Genomic DNA, 19,982 nt, shown 5'->3' with positions numbered 1-19,982 from the left:
TCTGACACATAAGGGACTACCAATGAAACTTGCTATTGCGGCTGGATTGCCGCTGCTCGTGGGCGCGTGTTCAGCACTCCCCGAGCTTGACACCGCGCCCGGGCTAACGGCGGCGGCAAAGACGACCCCTGCGACCATGGCGCAACCTGGACCGGCTGTGGCCTACATGGGCTACCGCGTTCAGGAGCCTGCCGACTGGCGCAGCTTGAACGACGCACAGCGGGAGGGCGGAGAATGAAAAAACTACCGTTGCTCCTGAGCTCCGTCCTCTTGGTGGCGGCCTGTGCCAACCCCGCTGTCATCGAGCGCGCAAAGGCAGAGCGTGCCGGATTTGCCGCTGTCGAAATCGGCGCGCGCCGCGCAGTCGGGGCAGCGCCTGTGTGGAACCAGTCTGCCGCCGAGCTTGAAGGCACAGAAAAGCGCGTGCACGCTCTGGTGCACGGCAAGACCATCAGCGCTGACACGGCGGTGCAGGTCGCGCTGATCAACAATCGGGCGCTTCAGTCGAGCTTTGCCGAGCTTGGGTTGTCATCGACGGACTTGTGGGAGGTCGCAATGGGTCCTGTGCCCAGTGTCGGGGTATCCGTTTCGGGCCTTGCCGGCGATGTGACTCGCACACTAGAGGCAACCGTCGCTGGTGCGCTTCTTGAACTTGCCACCACGAAGCCGCGCACCCAGCTGGCCGAGATCCGCTTCCGTCAAGCCGAGTTGGCCGCGCTGGCCGAGACCATCGATCTGGCTGTGCAAACGCGCCGCGCATGGATCGAGGCGGTCGGGGCCTTCGAGGCGTCTACTCTGATCGGCCGGACCCAGAACACGGCGGATGCCGCTTCCGAATTGGCAGTGCAACTTGGCCGCACCGGTGCCATGAACAAGGCGGATCAAGCCCGCGAGCATGCCTTTACCGCCGAACTGGCCGTAGAACGAGCCGCTGCTCGGCTGGAGGCACAACTGGCTAAGGAAAAGCTGCTGCGCCTCATGGGGCTTTGGGGCAGTGACACTACGGTCTATGTGCCCGATGCCCTGCCTGCCCTGCCCGGCCGTCCGCTTGCCGCGAGTAACATCGAACAGCTAGCGCTGACAAATCGGGTCGATCTGGCCTCGGGCAAGCTGGAATTGAATGCCATTGCGCTGGACTATCGTCTGACGGGGCAGACTCGCATGGTGTCGGACATCGCGCTGGTCGCCGGAGCGGAGCTGGAACGCACCGACGGTGATACCGAAACTGCGCCTGTCCTGGCGCTCGACTTCCAGATTCCGCTGTACGATACTGGCCCGCTGGTCTCGAAACGCGGCCGCATGGCCTATCTGCAAGCGGCCAACACGCTGGCCCAGCAGGCCATCGATGCCCGTTCAGATGCGCGCATGGCCTACAAGGCAGTAACGGGCCGTCACAACATCGCCCGTCACTGGAGAGACCAGGTCTTGCCGCTGCGCCGCCAGATCGATGAGGCTGCATTGTTGTCCTACAACGGCATGCTGACCTCGACCTTCGAGCTGATCGCTGACGCGCAGGAGGGGCTCGAATCCCGGCTCGCTGCCGCCGAAGCCAAGCGCGACTACTGGTTGGCCGAAACCGAAGCAACCGCCGCCATCTGGGGCGGCTCCGTAACCCTGCCCGCAGGAAAGGAAGAATGATGAACCGTCGTCAATTACTTGGCACAGGGCTGACCGCCGGTGCGGGCGCCGTGCTGGCCAATGCCGGGGCCGCGCAAACCCGGTTTCGCGATATTCCCGAGGCAGCCTTTACCGATAGCCCTCATACCCAGGTGCCGCCAAGACCAACGGAGCGCTTCGACTACAACCCCGTCGTGACGCTCAACGGTTGGTCGCTGCCCTACCGGATGAACAATGATGTTAAGGAATTCCACCTTGTCGCCGAGCCGGTCGAACGGATCATGGCCGATGGCATGATGGCGCGGCTTTGGGGCTATAACGGCCAATCCACTGGCCCCACCATCGAGGCCGTCGAAGGCGAGCGCGTGCGCATCTACGTCACCAACCGCCTGCCCGAACATACAAGCGTGCATTGGCACGGGCTGATCCTGCCCTCGGGGATGGACGGCGTCGGCGGGCTCAGCCATCCCGCGATCCCGCCCGGCAAAACCTTTGTGTATGAATTCGACCTGACCAAGTCGGGCACCTTCATGTACCACCCGCACGCCGATGAGATGGTGCAGATGGCGATGGGGATGATGGGCCTGTTCATCGTCCATCCGCGCGATCCCTCGTTTATGCCGGTGGACCGGGATTTTGCGTTCCTGCTGGCGTCCTACGACATTGATCCAGGTACTTACATCCCGCGCATCGCCGAGATGACGAATTTTAACATGTGGACGTGGAACAGCCGGATCTTCCCCGATATCGACCCGCTGGTCGTCAACAAAGGTGACCGCGTACGCGTGCGTTGCGGCAACCTGACGATGACCAACCACCCGATCCACATGCACGGATATGACTTCGAGGTCACCTGCACCGATGGCGGCTGGGTGCCAGAGACCGCACGCTGGCCCGAAGTCTCTATCGACATTCCCGTGGGCGCCATGCGCGCCTATGAATTCGACGCCATCCATGAAGGCGACTGGGCAATCCATTGCCACAAGTCTCACCACACGATGAACGCCATGGGCCACGAGCTGCCAACAGTGATCGGCGCTGACAAGCGCAAGCTGACGCAAATGATCCGCCGACAGCAGCCGGGCTACATGCCGATGGGTACGGCCGGCATGGCGGACATGGGTGAGATGTCGATGGAAATCCCCGAGAACACAGTTCCGATGATGGCCGGCTGGGGGCCGTATGGTCCGCTGGAAATGGGTGGAATGTTCAGTGTCGTGAAGGTGCGGGAAGGCGTCGCGCCCGACGATTATTCCGATCCCGGCTGGTACAAGAACCCACCGGGAACGCAGGCTTACGAATGGACGGGAGAGTTGCCCGAACACGCAAGCAACACCAGCCCGAAAACCGTCATCACGCCGCGCGGCGGCGTGCGGCAGAGCTGATGCGAGAGCACAGGAGAAACGCGCTCATGAGAACTGCACTTCTGATACTGGGTCTGACCGTGGCGCCCGCCCTTGTTATGGCAGACGCCGGACACGGCAACGGCGAAATGGCCGTCGGCATGCCCGCCATGCACGGACATGCACCGTCGCGCACGATTGACGTGATCATGCGCGAGGATTTCGACAAAGACGCTACCTTCGTCTTCGAACCCTCGGCTGACATGGTCTTTGCAGCGGGTAAAACCGTCCGCCTTCACATCATCAACCAAGGCGAAGAAACCCACGAGTTCGTCATGAACACGATGGAGGAAAATGCCGAGCACAAAGAGCTTATGGCCAAGTTCCCCGAAATGGAACACACCGATCAGAATGCGGTCCGGCTGGAGCCCGGCCAAGAGGCCGACATCCTTTGGACCTTCCCCAAGGCTGGATCTTTCGAATTCGCCTGCCCGCTGCCCGGCCACTACGAGGCCGGCATGCACGGCGCACTTACCGTCAACTAAACCTCAACCCAAAGGAAATCCCAAATGAAAAAGCTTTTGACCGTTTCTGCCGCCATGATCCTTGCAGCCGGGGCTGCGCTGGCGGACGGCGACCACGCGATGTCCGTGGGAACGGTGACCAAGATCGACACCAAGTGGAACAAGGTCACCATCGATCACGGCCCGCTGGAAAACCTCGACATGCCCGCCATGAAAATGGTTTTCGAAATGGCCGATCCGACCATGCTCGACGGTCTGAATGAGGGTGCCAAGATCACCTTCCTCGCGGAACGGGTGAACGGAAAACTGACCGTCACCGAACTCTCGAAGTGATAAACTGCACGCGCCCCTTCGTGGGGCGCGATTGCTTGTCAGGCCTTGTCCGCGTCACTGCGAGCAAGATCGGGCAGTCGGGGCAATGGTCCCAGCGCAGGCGTGGAGCAGCGTGTCCAGTGTTGCACGTATGGACTGCAACCGCGCAATCTTCTCGTCGATCTGGCGCCTGTGCTCCTCGGCCACGGCCTTGACCTGAAGGCTCTCGCGGTGCTCGTCCTCGTACAGCGCCATCAGCGTGTGGCAATCCTCGATCTTGAAGCCCAATACCCTTGCCCGCCCGAGAAAGGCCAGCTTGTGCAGGTTCTGATCGCGAAAACTGCGATAACCGTTTTCGCTGCGTTGCGGGCGCATCAGGCCGATGTCCTCGTTATAGCGGCTGGTCTTGGGCGGAAGACCCGACTGACGGGCGACGTCTCCGGTGTTCATGGCTGTCTCCTTTCGATCATTCCGCCGGGGCGGCCAACGGGGCCCCGTCAATGCGGGCCGGATCGGCCCGTTCGGACATTGCAGGCGCAATGCGGCGCAGGCGCAGCGCGTTGGTCAGGACAAAGACCGACCACAAGGCCATCGCCCCCGCTGCCAGCATCGGCGCGTCTTCCGTGTCCGGAACGCACTATACAAGGACCGCCGCCTTCATCAGGCGCTTGCCATCATGCGCATGTCTGCCAAAGCATTCAGGTCAACGGTGTGACCTGAGCAGGTTCCGCTGTGTTGATACACGAATATCACCTCCAGAATCGCGTCGAAACAAAGATGCATTGCGTGAAGCTTCTGTGGCAGCGGTAAAAGCCTCGAGACTTCGATCGCCAGGTTGTCGAACTCCAAGTCTGCGTAGCCGTCCTGAACGGTTACACCGCCCTCGACGTACTTGCCTCGACGTACGTGGTACAGAGATCGTGGGATAAATCCATCCAGGGAATGGTAGAATCCCGGTTTCCCTCTGATTTACGCAACACATCCCATTGCATGACAAAACTTCACTTATTGCATTGCCCCATAATCGCCATCGCAATCTTTAGTGATACATTTGGATACAAATACAACATGGACTATCAATAAGCGGCATGCGATTTATATCGTGCAAGTAGACAAATACCCTTGAAAAGTGAGGATAAAATGAGCAAGATCAAAAATACAAAAATCGCAACCGTTAACTTTTGCACGGTGGCAATTTTGGCGTTTTCTGCGGTCTCTGCAACTGCGGGTGATACACCTTCCGGGATCGCGAGGACGATCAATTCCGTTGCCCCGGAAGTATCCGTGGGCTCTCTAAGTCATGCGGAAATTGCATCCTTGATGAATGTTATCACGTCCTCTGAAAGTGAGTCAAAAGCACGGACTACAGTTATAAACTTGGCAAAAAAGTACTCGGATAACTAAATTTATTTGGACGGCTCGATGCGAGCCGTCCATTTTTCCACTCATCGAAAAATATTGGAGGTGTCCGCATGCACTGCTCCCCAACCCTGGACCGCCGGAAGCTGGATTTTCCCGGCTGTCTCACGATGACGGGCTGGTTGCGCCATCGGGATAATGCACGGCAATCGGGACGTTATATCCGATCGCGCTATGGGGTCGGTCTTCGTTGTAATGTCTACCACTGCCCGGCAGGCGATTGCGAAGCAATCTGCCGGGAGGGGCCAATCTTCCAGCTTTTCGCGGGCGTCGGCAAGGCTCATGAACCAATGCGCGTTCAAGCACTCTGTCCGGAGCTTGCTGTTGAAGGTGAGGAGGGATCAGGCAACAGTCCGGGGGACTGTTGGCCCCGACGCAAGATGAAGCCGTTGTCTGTGGGCTTTCCGGGCCGCGAGAAGTCCAGGGTGACGCCATTCGCATAGGCCCAGAGGTCCAGGTCCCGGGATATGAACTCGCTGCCGTTGTCGACGCGAATGGTCTTCGGGTAGCCGACCTTGGCGCAGACTTTCTCGAGCATCTGCACGACATCCTCACCGCGGTAGGTGAAGCGGGGATCGGCCGCTGGACACAGCCGCGAATGGGTGTCGACCACTGTCAGGGCGAGCCATTGTGCGCCATTGGTTCAAGAACAATGGCGAGCGAGCTTCTTGCCCATGGCCAGCTGGTCGTGGACGAAATCCATTGCCCACACATCGTTCGGGCCGACCGCCTCCTGGCGATCTTCCCGCAGCTTTGCCTTCACCCTGCGCTTCGGGTGCTTGCTGCGCAGCTGGAGCCCCAACTCGTTGTAAATCCTACGGGTCTTCTTCATGTTGATCACCCACCCTTCTCGCCGCAGCAGGACATGCACACGGCGATAGCCATACCGCACGCGTGTCTCGCAGATCTCCTTGATCCGCCTTTCGACGGCAGCCTGGTGCGTCCGCCGGGACTTGTAGTGGTCGCTGGACGTGTCGAAGCAGATGGCCCCACAGGCCCTCCGGATCGACACGCCCCAGTCGACGCACATCCCGGTCACGATCTCTCGCAGACGCCCAAGCTTCAGAGCTTTCGCCGGATCACGTCCTGCAACATCTCCCGATCGAGGGTCAGGTCGGCGACGATCTTCTTCAGCCGCGTGTTCTCGTCCTCGAGCGCCTTCAGCCGACGCATCTCGTCCGGCAGCAGGCCGCCGTACTTCTTCTTCCAGTTGAAGTAGGTCGCCTGGCTGATCCCGGCCTTCCGGCAAATCTCCGCAACCGGCGTTCCTTGCTCGCCCTGCTTCAGAATGAAGGCCTTCTGCGCCTCCGTGAACTTCGATGCCTTCATGCGATTCCGCTCCTCTCCCAGCCAGGGAAACTTAGCGGAAAACTCCAGCTTCAAACGGTCCAGTTGTCAGGGGGCAGAGCAGAGAGTAAGTTCAAAGACAGAATCGGAAGCGTGAGACTTGCATTCCTCGAAGTGCGCCATAATGCCTTCGGTAAAGGATTTTTTTGACATTTTGATCCTACAAGTTGGTGGTACCTTTAGGAGTTGGGTGCATTTTCGTGGTCGCGAAAATTTAGGCTGAAGTTTTTCAAGCCATTTGCATAATATCCGCAGGGTTAGTGCGAGCGAGACGGTGGTCTTCCCCCACTGAAGTGGTCCTCCGCTATGTTTAGGAAGACGGAGGAAATACATGGCGAACAGGCGCCCCAAGCCCGAAGAGATTGTCACGAAGTTACGGCAGGTTGAGGTTCTAACGGGGCAAGGTATGCCGCGTCTGGATGCGATCCGGCAGATCGGTGTGACTGAACATACGTATTACCGTTGGAAGAAGAAGTACGGCGGGATTGGCACGGATCAATTGAAGGAGCTGAAGCGTCGACAGAAAGAGAATGAGCGACTGCGCAAGGCTGTTTCTGACCTGACGCTGGACAAGCTGATCCTGGCGGAAGCTGCAAAGGGAAACTTCTGAGCCCCGCTCGCCGCCGCGCTTGCATTGATCGTGTTCGCGCTGAGTTGAAGGTCACAGAGCGCCGGGCCTGTCGTGTTCTGAAACAGCACCGATCCACGCAACGCAAAGTGCCGGTTGGACGTCCTGACGAAGACCTGTTGGTGGCCGACATGATCGAGTTGGCCAGGCAATATGGCCGATACGGTTATCGTCGGATCGCGGTGTTGCTGAGAGACGCGGGTTGGCAAGTGAATGACAAGCGCGTGGAACGGTTATGGCGACGAGAGGGGCTGAAAGTACCAATGAAGCAACCAAAGAAGGGGCGGCTCTGGCTGAACGATGGGTCGTGTGTTCGGCTTCGGCCGGAACGGCAGAACCATGTCTGGTCCTATGACTTTGTGCATTGCCCCACTGATGATGGAAATGCGTTCCGCACGCTCAACATCATCGATGAATACAGCAAAGAATGCTTGGCGATCCGCGTCGACAGGAAGCTAAACTCAGGCAACGTCATCGACGTTTTGAGCGACCTGTTCATCCTGCGCGGTATCCCGTCGTTCATACGGTCCGACAACGTCCTATGCGCGGAATAATTGGCTGATTTGGCATCAGGTCATTGTCATGCTGAAGCGTTCCAGCACGTTCGAATGTGTGTCAGTTCGGCATTTTGGTCAACAACATGTCTCTCCCATAACAAACACAGAGTACGCTTATTGCGGCTCTCACCGTCCTTAAGACGAGATCTTCGGGTCGTTGAGCAGAAGGCCTGAACATTATCTACGAGGTCGAATGCTCGCCTCTACGGCCCTTACAGAGAAAGGTCCTTCTGCTGTCAATCATCCCTCAAAGAAGGGACGATAGGGTTCGCCGCGGTTTATTATCCCATGCACGGTGCGGGCCATTTTTGCGGCGATTGCGGTATACGCCTTGCGACGTAAATGCGTGTTTTGACGATCCTTGGCGATGTAACGCTCGAACTTGTCGCGGAAGCTGTTGGTCTTTTGCATGATGGCGACCTGACCGGCCATCCAGAGCGTGCGGCGTAATCTGGCATTCCCATATTTTGAGAGCTTGGTTTGGCCACGGAATGTGCCCGACTGGATCGTTGCGAGGTCCATCCCACAGAACTTCAAAAATTGGCGGTGATGCCGAAAGCGGCGCAGATCGCCTGCTTCTGCAAGGATGGTCAGCGCGTTGATCGGCCCGATCCCTGGGATGGATGTTAGCAGTTGATAGTCGTCGTTGGTCTTGAGAAGCTCAACGGCGCGATCCTCAATCTCGTTGCGTTTGGCAATCAGGCCGCGCCCTTCACCCAAGACCAAACGGAACATCCTTGCAGCGTCGGAGTCCGGCGCAATTGGCAGGCCTACAGAGAACTTGGCGGTCTGATAAATATCTGCAAGCAAACGTTCTTTTGACACTTTGCGGCCGACCACGTCCCAAGCATCTGCAATGAAAGCCTCTTGGTCCATGGCAGAGATGAAATGCGGTGAAGGATAACGTTCGAGAAAGGCAAAGAACCAATCGCTGCGTGAGCTGCGATGAAAGCGGTCAGCCTCGGGCCAATACAGCGGCAGGTAGTGGGTCAGCACCCGATGCCAAAGTTCCGTCTTTGAGCGCGAGACTATGTCGTGCGTCTTGGACAACTCCTGAAGATCATTCGTACCGCTCAGCATTGGGTCGTGGTAAAACTGCTCGTTCCCGATCAGCATCATATGCAGGATGACTTGCGCGTCTTTCGGATCGTTCTTGTCCCAACTGTTGTTCAAAGCCTCACGGGTGCGCGCCAATGCGACCGAAGACACCAGCTTCACATCGAAACCGGCCACCCCAAGCCGGTAAGCGAGAGCGCGATGGTAATTGCCTGTAGCCTCAAAAGCCGCGCGGACAGGACGATCATACTCTGAGAGTGTAGAGATCAATCGATTGAATTCGTCGAGCTGGTTGAGAACGGTCAAACGGCGGCGGCGCTTTCGGCCCGGAACAGCGATCAAGACTTCATGGCGGGCCTTTGCGATATCAATCGCAACCAAAACAGGCTCGGTTTGTGCAATAGTGGCATCGGTCATAGTCGGTCTCCCTTGCGGCGTGGTTTGTGCAAAACCACTGTAGGGACCTGAGACCCGGCTATGATCACCTGCTGCGCTATTTGGGGGCTGCGCAGGCAATCATAGCCTCAACATCAACAACATTCCGAAGGTGTTACGGACCTGAGTTCGTTGCTCAGGCTGTCCGGGACTGGATCAAGGCTGTCGGAGCAAAGACGGCGTACATCGAGCCAGGATCCCCCTGGGAGAACGGATATTGCGAAAGCTTCAATGCCAGGTTCAGAGACGAGTTCCTGAACGGCGAGATCTTCTACAGCCTGCGCGAAGCCCAAATCCCAATCGAAGAATGGAGGAAACACTACAACACGAAACTCCCGCATAGTGCCTTGGGCTACCGCCCACCGGCCCCGGAAACCATCGTCCCGATGAAACCAAGGCCAATCATGCACTAACATTCAAACTGGACCACTCAAGTGGGGCTGATCAACGGAGTTCCAGCCATCGTATGTAGCCGTTGAGATTTTTCGTGGCAGGTCCACAGAAGGGCTTGATGAACTTCTTATAGCGGGCATGGAGCGAGTTCACATTCTGAATGTGATAGCAGCCCGCGTCGACTCGTATACCTAGTTTGCTACCTACCACAAAGTGTTCAATGCCGCCTGCCGCGGCGAAATCCTTGTAACCATTGCCGCCGTCCGAGCAGAGCACGGCATCGCCGGGCACTAAGGGCTTCATTGCGTGCTCTACTGTTATGCCCTGACGGTTCGGTAGGCGCTGAAAAAGGAAAGCACCGCCGCGGTCGCCGACGGTGAGAATGGGGAGCTGCCACTTGGACAGGCCGCGCATCATCTTAAACCCCTTCGTCGTGAAATCCTCCCAACGGGGACGCGGCGGCTGAGGTGAATTCTGCGGATCCGCGACGTGGCGGACCCACTCGCGCGATCCCTTTCGAGACTCGCGCTGGTAGGTTTCATCTGCCTCAATCATCCCGGAAACGCCTGTTGATGAGATACTGCTTCCGATGATCGAGAAAACCAGCATACGCCAGCGCCAGACCGTGTATTTGTTAAGCCCAAGTTGTCTCGCAAGCTTGCGAACCGACTGCGGTGAGGAGGTGTCCAGCATATCCCTCACTGCAACCATGAACAGGTCAGGACGGTGGATGCGGCCGATGGCGCTTCATGTGCGGCCCGAATAGATCTTCTCGCAGCCGGTGCATCGGTATCGCTGGATCTTTGTCCTTGTGCGGCCCCACTTCTGGCGCCAATCGTCGCCGCAGAACGGACACTTGTGTTCTTTTTTTGTTCGCGTCTCGATCTCTGAGATAGCTTCCGTCTTTCGCCTGAGATCAAGGATCTTTGTTTGGGTATCCTCGATCTGAGCCGGGTTCAGGTCGGCGAGGGCATCGAGGAAACGGCGAAAATTGTGAAAACGAAGTAAGCCAACACGGTTTGCGGACACCCCAAAGTATTTAAACTGTGGAGGCGTCGAGGTACCGCTATGCTCGGAGGTTTTAGCGAGGGCACGGCAATCAATTTCGTCACCGCTCGGGTGAACGGCATGCTGATCGCCACCGAACTAACCAAGTGACCTTGCGGTGTGCCCGCACCTCCTTCACATCGCCGGATCGGATATATCCCGAACAAGATCCTGCAGGATCGGGCAGTCGGGGCGATGGTCCCCAGCGCAGGCGTGGATTAGCGTGTCCAGTGTTGCACGCATAAATTGCAACTGCGCGATCTTCTCGTCGATCTGGCGGAGCTGCTCCTCGGACACCGCCTTGACCTGCGCACTTTCGCGATGATCGTCTTCATACAGCGCCATCAGCGTCCGGCAATCCTCGATGGTGAACTCAAGCGCCCGCGCGCGGCCCAGAAAGGCCAGCTTGTGCAGGTCCTGCTCGCAGAAACTGCGATAGCCGTTGTCGCTGCGCCGCGGGCGGATCAGGCCGATATCCTCGTAAAAGCGGATGGTCTTGGGCGGCAGGCCCGATTGGAGGGCGACGTCTCCGATTTTCATTCTTGCCTCCTTATTCCGCCGGGGCGGCCACCGGCGCCGCGCCGTTGCGGGCCGGATCGGCCCGTTCCGACATCGCCGGTGCGACCCGGCGAAGACGCAGCGCGTTGGTCAGGACAAAGACCGACGACAGCGCCATCGCCCCGCCGCCAGCATCGGCGACAGCAGCACCCCCCAGACCGGGTACAGGACTCCCGCCGCCACCGGGATCAGCGCGGTGTTGTAAGCAAAGGCCCAGAACAGGTTCTCGCAAATGTTGCGCGTGGTCCGGGTCGAGACCTCGGCTGCGTTGACCACCCCGCGCAGCGCCTCCAGCGCGGCGACCTTGCCATCGGGCAGGACCCCGGCAACGACATAGTCGATGCCGGTCTCGCGGGCGATGACATCCGCCGTGGCCTGCTTGTCGCCGGTGATCATAGCGACGGTCAGCCCTTTGGCGCGCAAAGCAGCGATGACCGCCTTGCTGGCGGGTTTCACAGGATCAGCCACGCCGATCACCGCCCCGACCTGCCCGCCGATGGCGGCGAACAGCGCGGTGCGGCCGGTGTTCGCCAGTTCGGCCACACCGTCGGACAAGGCACTGACATCCACACCTTCGCGCGTCATGAGGCGGTCGGCGCCGATCAACACCTCCCTGCCCTTGACCTCGGCGCGCACACCGTAGCCCGTGAGCGAGGCGAAGCCCGCGATCTCTGGCAGACTCATCCCCTCAGCCTGTGCGGCGCGCACGATGGCCTCGGCGATCGGGTGCTCGGATTGCGCCTCGACGGCGGCCACCACGGACAACACCCCGGCGCGGTCAAAGCCCGGCGCCAGCATCAGATCGGTCAGTTCCGGACGGCCTTCCGTCACGGTGCCGGTCTTCTCCAAAGCCACGACCTGAACCCCGTCCAGCGCCTGCAACGCATCGCCCTTGCGGAACAACACGCCCAGTTCGGCGGCGCGCTCCGTGCCCACCATAGTCGAGGTCGGCGTGGCTAGACCCGTCGCGCAGGGGCAGGCGATGATCAGCACGGACACGCCCGCCACCAAGGCCATGGTCAGCGCAGGTTGCGGCCCGACGACCAGCCAGACCAGCACCGTCAACACGGCGACGCTCATGACGGCGGGGACGAACCACATGGTGATGCGGTCCACCAAGCCCTGAATCGGCAGTTTCCCGCCCTGCGCCTCTTGGACCATGCGGATGATCTGCGCCAGCGTGGTGTCCTGTCCGACCCGCGCCGCGCGGACCTGAATGCTGCCTGTGCCGTTGACCGTACCGCCGCTCACCATGTCGCCAGGGCCCTTCGAGGCGGGGATCGGCTCGCCGGTCAGCATGCTTTCATCGACGCGGCTGGAGCCTTGGGTCACCGCGCCGTCGATAGCGATACGATCGCCGGGACGGACCAGCACGATGTCCCCCAGCCCCAGCTCTTCGACCGGGATTTCCACGGTCTCGCCACCACGCTGCACACGCGCCGTCTTTACCTGCAAACCCAGCAGTTTTTCGATGGCGGCGCCAGTGCGGCCCTTGGCGCGGGCCTCAAGGAACCGCCCAAGCAGAATCAGCATGACGATCACAGCTGCGGCCTCGAAATAGACGGCACGCAGTGCGCCGGGCAAAAGCCCGGGCAGAAAGGTCGCGACGACCGAAAACAGGTACGCCGCCCCGGTGCCCACCGCGACGAGGCTGTTCATGTCGGGCGCGCCCTTCAGCAGCGCGGGAATGCCTTTGGCGTAGAACATTCGCCCCCGGCCCGGCCAGCACGATGGTCGTCAGCAGAAATCGCAGCACCCAACTGGTCTCCTGGCCGATGCTGGCGTTGATCCAGTGGTGAAAGGCCGGGAAGACATGTCCGCCCATCTCCACGATGAAGACCGGCAGCGCCAGCGCCGCGGCCAAGCCCATGCGCCGCGACAGCGCGCGGGCCTCTTCGGCCTTGCGGGTGCTGCGATCTTCGGTGTCGGTGGCCTCGGCCAGCCGTGTCGGATAGCCCGCCTGCGTGCTGGTCGCAACCAGCTGTGCCGGGGGCACGGCCCCTTCCGCAAAGGTGACGGTGGCGGTTTCGGCGGCGAGGTTCACGTTGACCTCCAGCACGCCCGGAGCCGCCGCAAGCGCACGGTCCACCCGACCCACGCAGGGCGCGCAGGACATCGACTCGACGTTCCGGGTTACGCGCCCGGTGCGCGTCGGGTAGCCCAGATCGGCCAGCGCGGCGACGAAGGCACCCGCCCGGTCAGGCGAGTCCACATGCATCCGCGCGCCTTCCAACGCCAGATTGACCGACACATCTGTCGCACCCTTCAGCGCCGTCAGGCCACGGTCCACACGCCCCACGCAGGACGCGCAGGACATCCCTTCGACAGACAGGGTAAGGGGAATCGGGGCCAACATAGTGGGCTCCCTTGCTTCGATCTTGCGACAGAGATGAGGCTCCCAGTCACTAGAGGGTCAATGGCCAAATATAATCTTCTGCACCGCACCGCCCATCTTGACCTTCCCCCAGCTGGAACCTCTATCTGCGCCTCATCCACCAGTCGGAAAGGTATCCACATGGACTTCAAGGTTCCCGACATGAGCTGCGGCCACTGCACCTCTGCCATCGAGAAATCGGTCAAATCCGCGGACCCGGCGGCGCAGATCGCCTGCGATCTGGACACGCGCATGGTGCATATCGACAGCGCGCTGCGCGCCGATCAGCTCTCCGCCGCGATCAAGGATGCGGGCTACAAATCCACCGCCGCCTGAACAAGACCGCTGCCCGCGTTGGCGCGCGGGCAGCGTCCGTTATTCTGCAGCTTCGCGCGCTGCAGCAACCAGCTTGGCCAGCTTGTCGGTTTCGACAAACCCGGGCACCAGCGCGTCGCCGATCACGAAGGACGGCGTTCCGTTGAACCCCAGTGCCTGCGTCAGCTGCATCGAGGTAGCGATATGGTCGGCCACGTCGGGGTCAGCCATGTCGGCGCGCAATTGGTCGATGTCGAGGCCGACCTCTTCGGCGACGCGCAACACGCTGGCTTCTTCGGCGCGGCCCTCGTTTCCCATCATCGCCCAGTGGAACGCCTCGTATTTGCCCTGCTTGCGAGCCGCCAAAGCGGCCTTGGCGGCAAAGACAGAGCCTTCGCCCAGAATGGGCCATTCGCGATAGACTAGGCGGATGTTCGGATCGGCGTCGATCAGGGCGCGGACCTCGGGTTTGACCCGGCGGCAATAGGGGCAGTTGTAGTCAAAGAACTCGACCACGGTCACGTCGCCGTCGGGATTGCCCAGCACAGGCGCGTTCGGGTCGTGTTCGATCAAGTCGCGCTGCGTTTCCAGTGCCAGCGCCTGCGCATCGGCCTGCGCGCCCGCTTGACGTTGTTCGAGGATCGCGACCGCTTCCATCACGATTTCAGGATTTTGGCGGATCGCCTCGAGGACCAACTCCTTGATCCGCGCCTCGTCGAGATCTTGCGCCAGCGCCGGTAGCGGCATCAGCGCGGCAAGCGCGAGCGCGAGGATAGGTGTCTTGAATACCATGTCAGTTGTCTCCGTTGTCTTTGTCGGCCTTGCTGCGGTCGGCCTGCACTTTTTGGGCCCGCTCGGGCCAAGTCGAGCGGATGTAGGCCAGGATGTTCTTGATCTGCTGATCGCTCAGCTGGTCGCCGAACGCGGGCATGCCGCTGTCGAACTCAATGCCCTGTTGGGCCATGAAGCCCTTGCCGCCAAACTTGGTATAGCCAAAAAGAACACGGTCGCTGTGGTGCCAGGTGTGACCCGTCACGTCATGCGGAGGCGCGGGCAGTCGACCGTCCGGGCCTGGTCCGCGCCAATCGGGCTGACCTTGCAGCTCAGCCCCGTGGCAAGAGGCGCACGTCTCAACATAGAGCGCCTGGCCTTCGGCAATATCAAGTGCATTCGTTTCGGCCCACGCTATCTGTCCCAGCAACACCGAGGCCCCGAAGATGGACAGATGACCTCTCATGCGACCTCTACCCATGTCGTCATGCCCGAAACGGCATGTTCCAGCATATGGCAATGGAACAGCCACTTGCCCGGGTTGTCGGCGACAAAGGCGATTTTGCGGGTTTCACCTGCACCGATCAACAGCGTGTCGCGCATCGGTCCGGTCTGCCTGTTGGTGACCTCTCGGAAATGCATGCCATGCAGGTGCATCGCGTGGGGAAAAACGGTGTCATTGATGATCGACAGGCGCACGTGTGTGCCCAGAGACACCTTGGCCAGTGGCGTGTCGGGCATGTTGACCACGTCGTTCAGCGCCCAGAAATAGCCCGCGCCGGCAAGCTGACGAAAGCCTTTGCGTTCCCCATGCAGCACCGCGGAGTCCATCCGTCCCATCGCTCCGCCGGACATGAACAGCTTGAATGGCGCGGCAGTGGCGAGATCGGGCGCGTCCATCCGCGGATTGGGCGGCAGGGGCAATGGGGCGGCGCGGGACACGCTCGCGCCCTGCCCCGCCACCGCAAAGGCCACCTGCGGGAACGGCTCGTCGGTTTCGACATTCAGCAACGCCGCCGTCTCGCCCGGCGCGGCGGAGATGTCGACGAACAGGTCTATTCGCTGCGCCGGACCCAGCAGCAACGTGTCCGCGATCGGCTGCGGCTCGGCCAGCGGCATACCGTCCAATGCGACGGTCCAGCCCGCCATCCCCTGTAGCCGCAACGCAAAGATCCGCGCATTGGCGGCATTGATCAGACGCAGGCGCAGGCGGTCGTTCTGCCGCGCTTTGACGGTCAGTTTGTACTGGCCATTGGTTGTGACATAGTTCCCAGTCCGCCCGCCATGACTCATCATCATCGGCTGATCGAAATTGTCGGCGATCTGGCCCGTTTCCGGATTGATTAGCCAGTCATCGAGGATCAGCACCTCGTCGCGGTCCACGTCCGGCACCTGGGGTTCCTCGACGATTAGCGCGCCGCGCAATCCGCGGGCCACCTGTTCAAAGGATCGGTTATGCGCGTGATACCAATAGGTTCCTGCATCCGGTACGATGAAGTCGTAGTCAAAGCTCGCGCCCGGCGGCACCGGGTCCTGCGTCAGCCCGGACACACCGTCCATGGCATTGTCAATTCGGATGCCATGCCAATGCACCGAGGTTGCCTCCGGCAGGTCGTTGACCAATTGGCGCTGCACGCGCGCGCCCTGCGGCACGCGGATCTCGGTGCCGGGGATCGCGCCGTCGTAACCCCAGATGCGCGTTTGCGGGTAGCCCTCGGGCAGCAGTTGCAGACTGGCCTCGCGCGTGACCAATGGCGTGGCATCGCCAAGTGCAAAGCCCCGCCTCGGCAGGCCCAGACCAGCCGAGGCCCCCGTCAGGGCAAGGAAAGTGCGCCGCGTGTATTTCATCCGCTTTTGTCCTTTGCAGGGGGCGAGGGCCACTGTGGCCCCCGCCCGTTTCGTGTCAGTCCGTCCGCCCGCCGACTTCGCCTTGCAGAAGGTAGATCGCCATGGCGGTCCGGTCCTCAGGCGTCATGAAGCGCGTGTTCTCGCGCACCACTTCGGCCATGCTGCCGCCAAAGGCATCGCCCGAGGGCGTCAGCCCGGTTTCGAGCGCATAGGTCAGCGCCGAAACGGTCCAGCCGCCCTGTTCCAGCGCCTGCGGCTGGATCGAAGGCGCCTTGCTGCCGCCGGGAAGGGCGGCATTCCCGGCGAACCGCGTAGCGAGGTCACGCCCTCCGGCAAGGTTGCGTGGCGTATGGCAGGCGCCGCAATGGGCCGGACCCCGGACCAGAGCCCGCCCCCGATTCCATGCGTCGCTGCGGCCGTCGACCGGCCCGGTATCCGGGTCGTGAAGGAAGGCCGCGCGCCACAACTTCAACCCCCAACGTTGATCGAAGGGGAAGCCCACCGTATGAGCCGGCGCAGGGTCCGCAACTGGCGGCACCGTCTGGAAGGCAGCCCAGAGATCGGCGATGTCCTGATCGGTGAAATCGGCGTAGAACGCATAGGGAAAAGCCGGGTAGTACGGGGTTCCGTCTGGCCCGACGCCCTGCCGCACCGCTTTGGCGAATTGCTCGACCGTCCAGGTGCCAAGGCCACTGACCGGGTCGGTGGTCAGGTTCGGTGGGTGGAACGTGCCAAACGGCGTATCCAGCGGCGCGCCGCCCGCCAGGGGCGCGCGCGCCGCCTCGAAGTTCGAGTGACAGGATATGCAGCCGCTGACCCGCGCAAGATAAGCCCCTCGATCAACGTCGCCCGACAGCGCGATCGGCCCTGGCGCAGCGCCGACCGGCCAGACGACAAGCGACGCCAGGGTCGCAGCTCCGACCGTTCCCAGCACAGCCGCGCCCCAGAGGATGCGCCGCATGGTCAATCATCCTCGGCGCGGAAGCGCGCGTGGCAGGCGGAACAGACCTGCGTGGTCATGTTGAAGGCCGCATCAGCGGGCATTGCGCCGATGTCTTCGGCGCTCATCATGCCATCCGTTCCGCCCATCATGGACCCACCGCCCATCATGCTGCTGCCGCCCATCATGGCACCCGCACCCATGCCGCCATGCTTGCCAAGCCCATTGGCCGCCGCCAGTTCCAGCCCGCGCGCATAGATGCCCAGTTGGTCGGCCAATTCGGTGAACCGGTCCCAGTCCTGCCAGACTTCGTCTTTGGTCTCGGACGGCGCACCGCCGGAGCCTTTGGGGAACTGCTCCGTCAGGGCCTTTCCGGAATGGGCTTGAAAGGTGCGGGCCGCGTCGCGCAGGGCCTCTGCGTCATAGGCGGTTTCGCCGCGCATCATGGGGGCAACGGATTTCACCGCCTTGCCCATTGCCATCATGGCCTCCATGCGCTCTTTGACGATGCCGGTTGCGCCGCCGTGTGCAAGTGCAGCGACGGTGGTGCCGGCAATCAGGATAGCGGCTGTCAGGGTCGTTTTCTTCATTGTCTCATGTCTCCGTTGATCATGTTTTCAGCTGAGTCATCAGACAAGTGTTCGCGGCGGCGGCGGATCATCGGTAAAGCGCCAACCTTTGTCCATCCGCGCCTCTGACTGGCACGGAGCGTCGAGGCAGGCCAAAGTGACCTCTGGCAGGGGCGTTGCGATGAAGATCACCGGTGCGGCACAGTCGATGCCGGGGTGGCAATGGCCCTGCGCCTCGGGTTCGTGGTTATGATCGTCGACGGCAGCGATCCTGGTGCTTTCAGGATGTGGGCCAAACTCTGTCACGCCGAGCGACGCCAAAACCAACCCGCAAAGTAGGACGAGACACAGCCGAAGTCCTGATCGAACCGGCATCAATTAATCCCGTTCGCCCGCTGCAATTCACGCACATAGGCCACGATCATCTTGACGTCGCCTTGGGTCACGCCCTCGACGCTGGGCATGTCGCCGAAACTCCAGTGATGTGACCGCACGCCATTCTGCGCCGCCAACACGAAAGCCATGTCCGAGTGGTGACTTGGCTCGTAGATCTTGTGGACCAGAGGCGGTGCGATACCGTTCTGACCGGCAGCATTCTTTCCGTGACACTTGGCGCAGGCCGCCTCGAATATGGTTTTGCCCAGCTTGGCATTGGCCGACAGGTCATCCGGCAGTGAGATCTCGGCAATCAGCGCGCCTTCGGGGATGGCGGCGGTATCCGGCGACACCATGGAATGTCCCTGAGGCGCCGCGGCGGGCGAGAACATCTGCCATCCCAGTGCCGCAATCCCACCGATAAGCACGACTCCGAACAGGCCGATCAACTTATCCATCTTGTCTTTCCTGCCTTGAATGAATTCAGATCAACTTGACCTGCGTGCCGATGGGCGCGCGGTCGTATACCTCTTCGATCTGCCGATTGTAGAGGCCGATGCAGCCGTTCGAAGACTTGCGCCCGATCTTGCGCGTGTCCTGCGTGCCATGAATCCGGTAATAGGTCCACGAAAGGTACAACGCCCGTGTTCCCAGGGGATTAGTCGGATCTCCGCCCTCGACATAGGCGGGCCATTCGGGGTTGCGCTCGCGCATCGACGGGGTCGGTGCCCAACCAGGATTCTTGCGCTTTTCAACGACCTCGGTGTAGCCGCGTTTGGTCAACTCGTCCGTCAGCGGGACAGACGTAGGGTAGAGCCGCATCTCACCCTCTGTGGTCCAGTGTTGAAGCATCATGCTGGCGGTGTCGGCGATGATGATGCCTTTGCCGAGGCGTTCGAAGTGGTCGCGCCAATCGTGGGTACGAAACGCCGAGATGTTGCGCCGCTGCACATCCCCCGCCGCGCGCAGAATGCCGGGCATGGCGATCAGCCCGGCCGAAGCCACGGCCGCGCGCAGAACAGCACGGCGTGTCGATGCCTGTCTTGTCATGGTCGGATCCTTTGTCAGCTTTGGCGATGATAGATACAGGCCGGGCCGCACACATCAATCGCAGCAGGGCCAGAGAAATGTATCTGTTTGTATCCTTGACCTTCCGTTGCAGGAGGGGGCCATAACCGCTCTCGCTGTCACCGCGAAAGGATCGGGCGATGAAGGATGATGGACACTCTGGCAAGGGCGCAGGGAAACTGATGCATTGGGTCATGATGGCCTGCTGCGCCGTGATGCTGCTGCCGATAGCCGGGTATTTCATCGGCGGGGGCACGCTGTCCGGGCTGGGATCGAACGCGCTGACCTTTGCGCCGTTGATGCTGTGTGTCGGCGCGCACCTAGTGATGCACAAGATGATGGGCAAATCGTGCCACGGTCACGACACTGCCAAATCCGAGGCGCGCCAGGAAAGCCGCCCCGAAGAGGCCTGAGGCACTTGACCCTACGCGTCTTTGCGCTTGGGGCCATGGCGGTCCTGTCAGGCTGTTCGGCCACACTCAGTGA

General features: G+C 60.9%; 20 protein-coding genes and 7 pseudogenes. 11 read left to right on the top strand and 16 right to left on the bottom strand.

The window, feature by feature from the left end:
* Positions 1-22 precede the first annotated feature (22 nt).
* From ANTHELSMS3_RS23930 to ANTHELSMS3_RS26175, 5 genes are read left to right on the top strand one after another with little or no spacing between them, the layout of a single operon-like run.
* Positions 23-238 (top strand): hypothetical protein, encoded by a 216-nt coding sequence (locus ANTHELSMS3_RS23930; RefSeq protein ID WP_094037523.1) that lies wholly within the window; start codon positions 23-25, stop codon positions 236-238.
* Positions 235-1,638, top strand: a complete 1,404-nt coding sequence (locus ANTHELSMS3_RS23925) for a TolC family protein (RefSeq protein WP_094037522.1) — start codon at positions 235-237, stop codon at positions 1,636-1,638. The genes ANTHELSMS3_RS23930 and ANTHELSMS3_RS23925 overlap by 4 nt, the downstream gene beginning before the upstream one ends.
* Positions 1,635-3,002 (top strand): copper oxidase, encoded by a 1,368-nt coding sequence (locus tag ANTHELSMS3_RS23920; protein ID WP_094037521.1) that lies wholly within the window; start codon positions 1,635-1,637, stop codon positions 3,000-3,002. Before ANTHELSMS3_RS23925 ends, ANTHELSMS3_RS23920 begins: the two co-directional genes overlap by 4 nt.
* 26 nt (positions 3,003-3,028) lie before the next feature.
* On the top strand, positions 3,029-3,505 hold the full coding sequence (locus ANTHELSMS3_RS26180; protein ID WP_254694956.1) for a cupredoxin domain-containing protein: 477 nt from the start codon (positions 3,029-3,031) through the stop codon (positions 3,503-3,505).
* A 24-nt stretch (positions 3,506-3,529) separates the two neighbouring features.
* Positions 3,530-3,817 (top strand): copper-binding protein, encoded by a 288-nt coding sequence (locus ANTHELSMS3_RS26175; RefSeq protein WP_254694955.1) that lies wholly within the window; start codon positions 3,530-3,532, stop codon positions 3,815-3,817.
* Here ANTHELSMS3_RS26175 and ANTHELSMS3_RS23910 read toward each other — a convergent pair.
* Positions 3,798-4,246, bottom strand: a pseudogene (locus tag ANTHELSMS3_RS23910) (MerR family DNA-binding protein). The gene ANTHELSMS3_RS26175 and the pseudogene ANTHELSMS3_RS23910 overlap by 20 nt on opposite strands.
* A 16-nt stretch (positions 4,247-4,262) precedes the next feature.
* Entirely contained in the window at positions 4,263-4,406 is a 144-nt protein-coding gene (locus ANTHELSMS3_RS25735) for a hypothetical protein (protein ID WP_157733643.1), read from the bottom strand.
* A 137-nt stretch (positions 4,407-4,543) separates the two neighbouring features.
* Here ANTHELSMS3_RS25735 and ANTHELSMS3_RS25730 point away from each other — a divergent pair.
* Positions 4,544-4,687 (top strand): annotated as a pseudogene (locus tag ANTHELSMS3_RS25730) (IS5/IS1182 family transposase); the annotation flags it as partial.
* Between the two features lie 249 nt (positions 4,688-4,936).
* Positions 4,937-5,200, top strand: a complete 264-nt coding sequence (locus ANTHELSMS3_RS25725; protein WP_157733642.1) for a hypothetical protein — start codon at positions 4,937-4,939, stop codon at positions 5,198-5,200.
* Positions 5,201-5,320: 120 nt separating this feature from the next.
* On the opposite strand, the pseudogene ANTHELSMS3_RS23905 reads toward ANTHELSMS3_RS25725, so the two are convergent.
* A pseudogene (locus ANTHELSMS3_RS23905) lies at positions 5,321-6,544 on the bottom strand (IS3 family transposase).
* 349 nt (positions 6,545-6,893) lie between these two features.
* Between ANTHELSMS3_RS23905 and ANTHELSMS3_RS23900 the strand changes: the two are divergent.
* Positions 6,894-7,726, top strand: a pseudogene (locus tag ANTHELSMS3_RS23900) (IS3 family transposase); the annotation flags it as partial.
* Between the two features lie 202 nt (positions 7,727-7,928).
* Here ANTHELSMS3_RS23900 and ANTHELSMS3_RS23895 read toward each other — a convergent pair.
* Positions 7,929-9,220: pseudogene (locus ANTHELSMS3_RS23895) on the bottom strand (IS110 family transposase).
* Positions 9,221-9,357: 137 nt separating this feature from the next.
* Between ANTHELSMS3_RS23895 and ANTHELSMS3_RS23890 the strand changes: the two are divergent.
* Positions 9,358-9,651: pseudogene (locus ANTHELSMS3_RS23890) on the top strand (integrase core domain-containing protein); the annotation flags it as partial.
* A 31-nt stretch (positions 9,652-9,682) separates the two neighbouring features.
* Here the strand turns inward: ANTHELSMS3_RS23890 and ANTHELSMS3_RS23885 are convergent.
* From ANTHELSMS3_RS23885 to ANTHELSMS3_RS23875, 4 genes and pseudogenes are all read right to left on the bottom strand, one after another.
* The gene (locus tag ANTHELSMS3_RS23885; RefSeq protein ID WP_157733641.1) at positions 9,683-10,324 is read right to left on the bottom strand and encodes an IS1595 family transposase; all 642 of its coding nucleotides are present in this window, start codon (positions 10,322-10,324) and stop codon (positions 9,683-9,685) included.
* A 54-nt stretch (positions 10,325-10,378) separates the two neighbouring features.
* Positions 10,379-10,660, bottom strand: coding sequence for a transposase-like zinc-binding domain-containing protein (locus ANTHELSMS3_RS26640; RefSeq protein ID WP_439098680.1), 282 nt, complete (start codon positions 10,658-10,660; stop codon positions 10,379-10,381).
* Positions 10,661-10,813: 153 nt separating this feature from the next.
* On the bottom strand, positions 10,814-11,218 hold the full coding sequence (locus ANTHELSMS3_RS23880) for a MerR family DNA-binding protein (protein ID WP_094037519.1): 405 nt from the start codon (positions 11,216-11,218) through the stop codon (positions 10,814-10,816).
* A gap of 10 nt (positions 11,219-11,228) precedes the next feature.
* A pseudogene (locus ANTHELSMS3_RS23875) lies at positions 11,229-13,592 on the bottom strand (heavy metal translocating P-type ATPase).
* Positions 13,593-13,751: 159 nt separating this feature from the next.
* Here ANTHELSMS3_RS23875 and ANTHELSMS3_RS23870 point away from each other — a divergent pair.
* Positions 13,752-13,946 carry a heavy-metal-associated domain-containing protein gene (locus ANTHELSMS3_RS23870; protein WP_094037518.1) on the top strand — a complete coding sequence of 65 codons (195 nt, stop codon included), beginning with the start codon at positions 13,752-13,754 and terminating at the stop codon, positions 13,944-13,946.
* A gap of 39 nt (positions 13,947-13,985) precedes the next feature.
* Here ANTHELSMS3_RS23870 and ANTHELSMS3_RS23865 read toward each other — a convergent pair whose 3' ends face one another.
* From ANTHELSMS3_RS23865 to ANTHELSMS3_RS23830, 8 genes are read right to left on the bottom strand one after another with little or no spacing between them, the layout of a single operon-like run.
* Entirely contained in the window at positions 13,986-14,717 is a 732-nt protein-coding gene (locus tag ANTHELSMS3_RS23865; RefSeq protein WP_094037517.1) for a DsbA family protein, read from the bottom strand.
* Between the two features lies 1 nt (position 14,718).
* A complete protein-coding gene (locus ANTHELSMS3_RS23860; RefSeq protein WP_094037516.1) occupies positions 14,719-15,162 on the bottom strand; it encodes a c-type cytochrome in 444 nt (147 codons plus the stop codon).
* Positions 15,159-16,544 (bottom strand): multicopper oxidase family protein, encoded by a 1,386-nt coding sequence (locus tag ANTHELSMS3_RS23855; RefSeq protein ID WP_094037515.1) that lies wholly within the window; start codon positions 16,542-16,544, stop codon positions 15,159-15,161. Before ANTHELSMS3_RS23855 ends, ANTHELSMS3_RS23860 begins: the two co-directional genes overlap by 4 nt.
* Before the next feature lie 55 nt (positions 16,545-16,599).
* Positions 16,600-17,505, bottom strand: a complete 906-nt coding sequence (locus ANTHELSMS3_RS23850; RefSeq protein WP_094037514.1) for a c-type cytochrome — start codon at positions 17,503-17,505, stop codon at positions 16,600-16,602.
* A 2-nt stretch (positions 17,506-17,507) separates the two neighbouring features.
* A complete protein-coding gene (locus tag ANTHELSMS3_RS23845; protein WP_094037513.1) occupies positions 17,508-18,074 on the bottom strand; it encodes a c-type cytochrome in 567 nt (188 codons plus the stop codon).
* 39 nt (positions 18,075-18,113) lie between these two features.
* Complete coding sequence (locus ANTHELSMS3_RS23840; protein ID WP_157733640.1) at positions 18,114-18,428, bottom strand: hypothetical protein; 315 nt, start codon at positions 18,426-18,428, stop codon at positions 18,114-18,116.
* Complete coding sequence (locus ANTHELSMS3_RS23835) at positions 18,428-18,886, bottom strand: c-type cytochrome (protein ID WP_094037511.1); 459 nt, start codon at positions 18,884-18,886, stop codon at positions 18,428-18,430. Before ANTHELSMS3_RS23835 ends, ANTHELSMS3_RS23840 begins: the two co-directional genes overlap by 1 nt.
* 25 nt (positions 18,887-18,911) lie before the next feature.
* Positions 18,912-19,478, bottom strand: a complete 567-nt coding sequence (locus tag ANTHELSMS3_RS23830) for a L,D-transpeptidase (protein WP_094037606.1) — start codon at positions 19,476-19,478, stop codon at positions 18,912-18,914.
* A gap of 158 nt (positions 19,479-19,636) precedes the next feature.
* Here ANTHELSMS3_RS23830 and ANTHELSMS3_RS23825 point away from each other — a divergent pair, with 158 nt between their 5' ends.
* On the top strand, positions 19,637-19,909 hold the full coding sequence (locus ANTHELSMS3_RS23825; protein ID WP_094037510.1) for a DUF2933 domain-containing protein: 273 nt from the start codon (positions 19,637-19,639) through the stop codon (positions 19,907-19,909).
* Positions 19,910-19,982: the final 73 nt, after the last annotated feature.

The sequence above is a fragment of the Antarctobacter heliothermus genome, assembly GCF_002237555.1.
Classification (GTDB): Bacteria; Pseudomonadota; Alphaproteobacteria; order Rhodobacterales; family Rhodobacteraceae; genus Antarctobacter; species Antarctobacter heliothermus_B.
The sequence above is the reverse complement of the archived record's forward strand: the minus strand, read 5'-3'. Positions and strand labels throughout refer to the sequence as shown.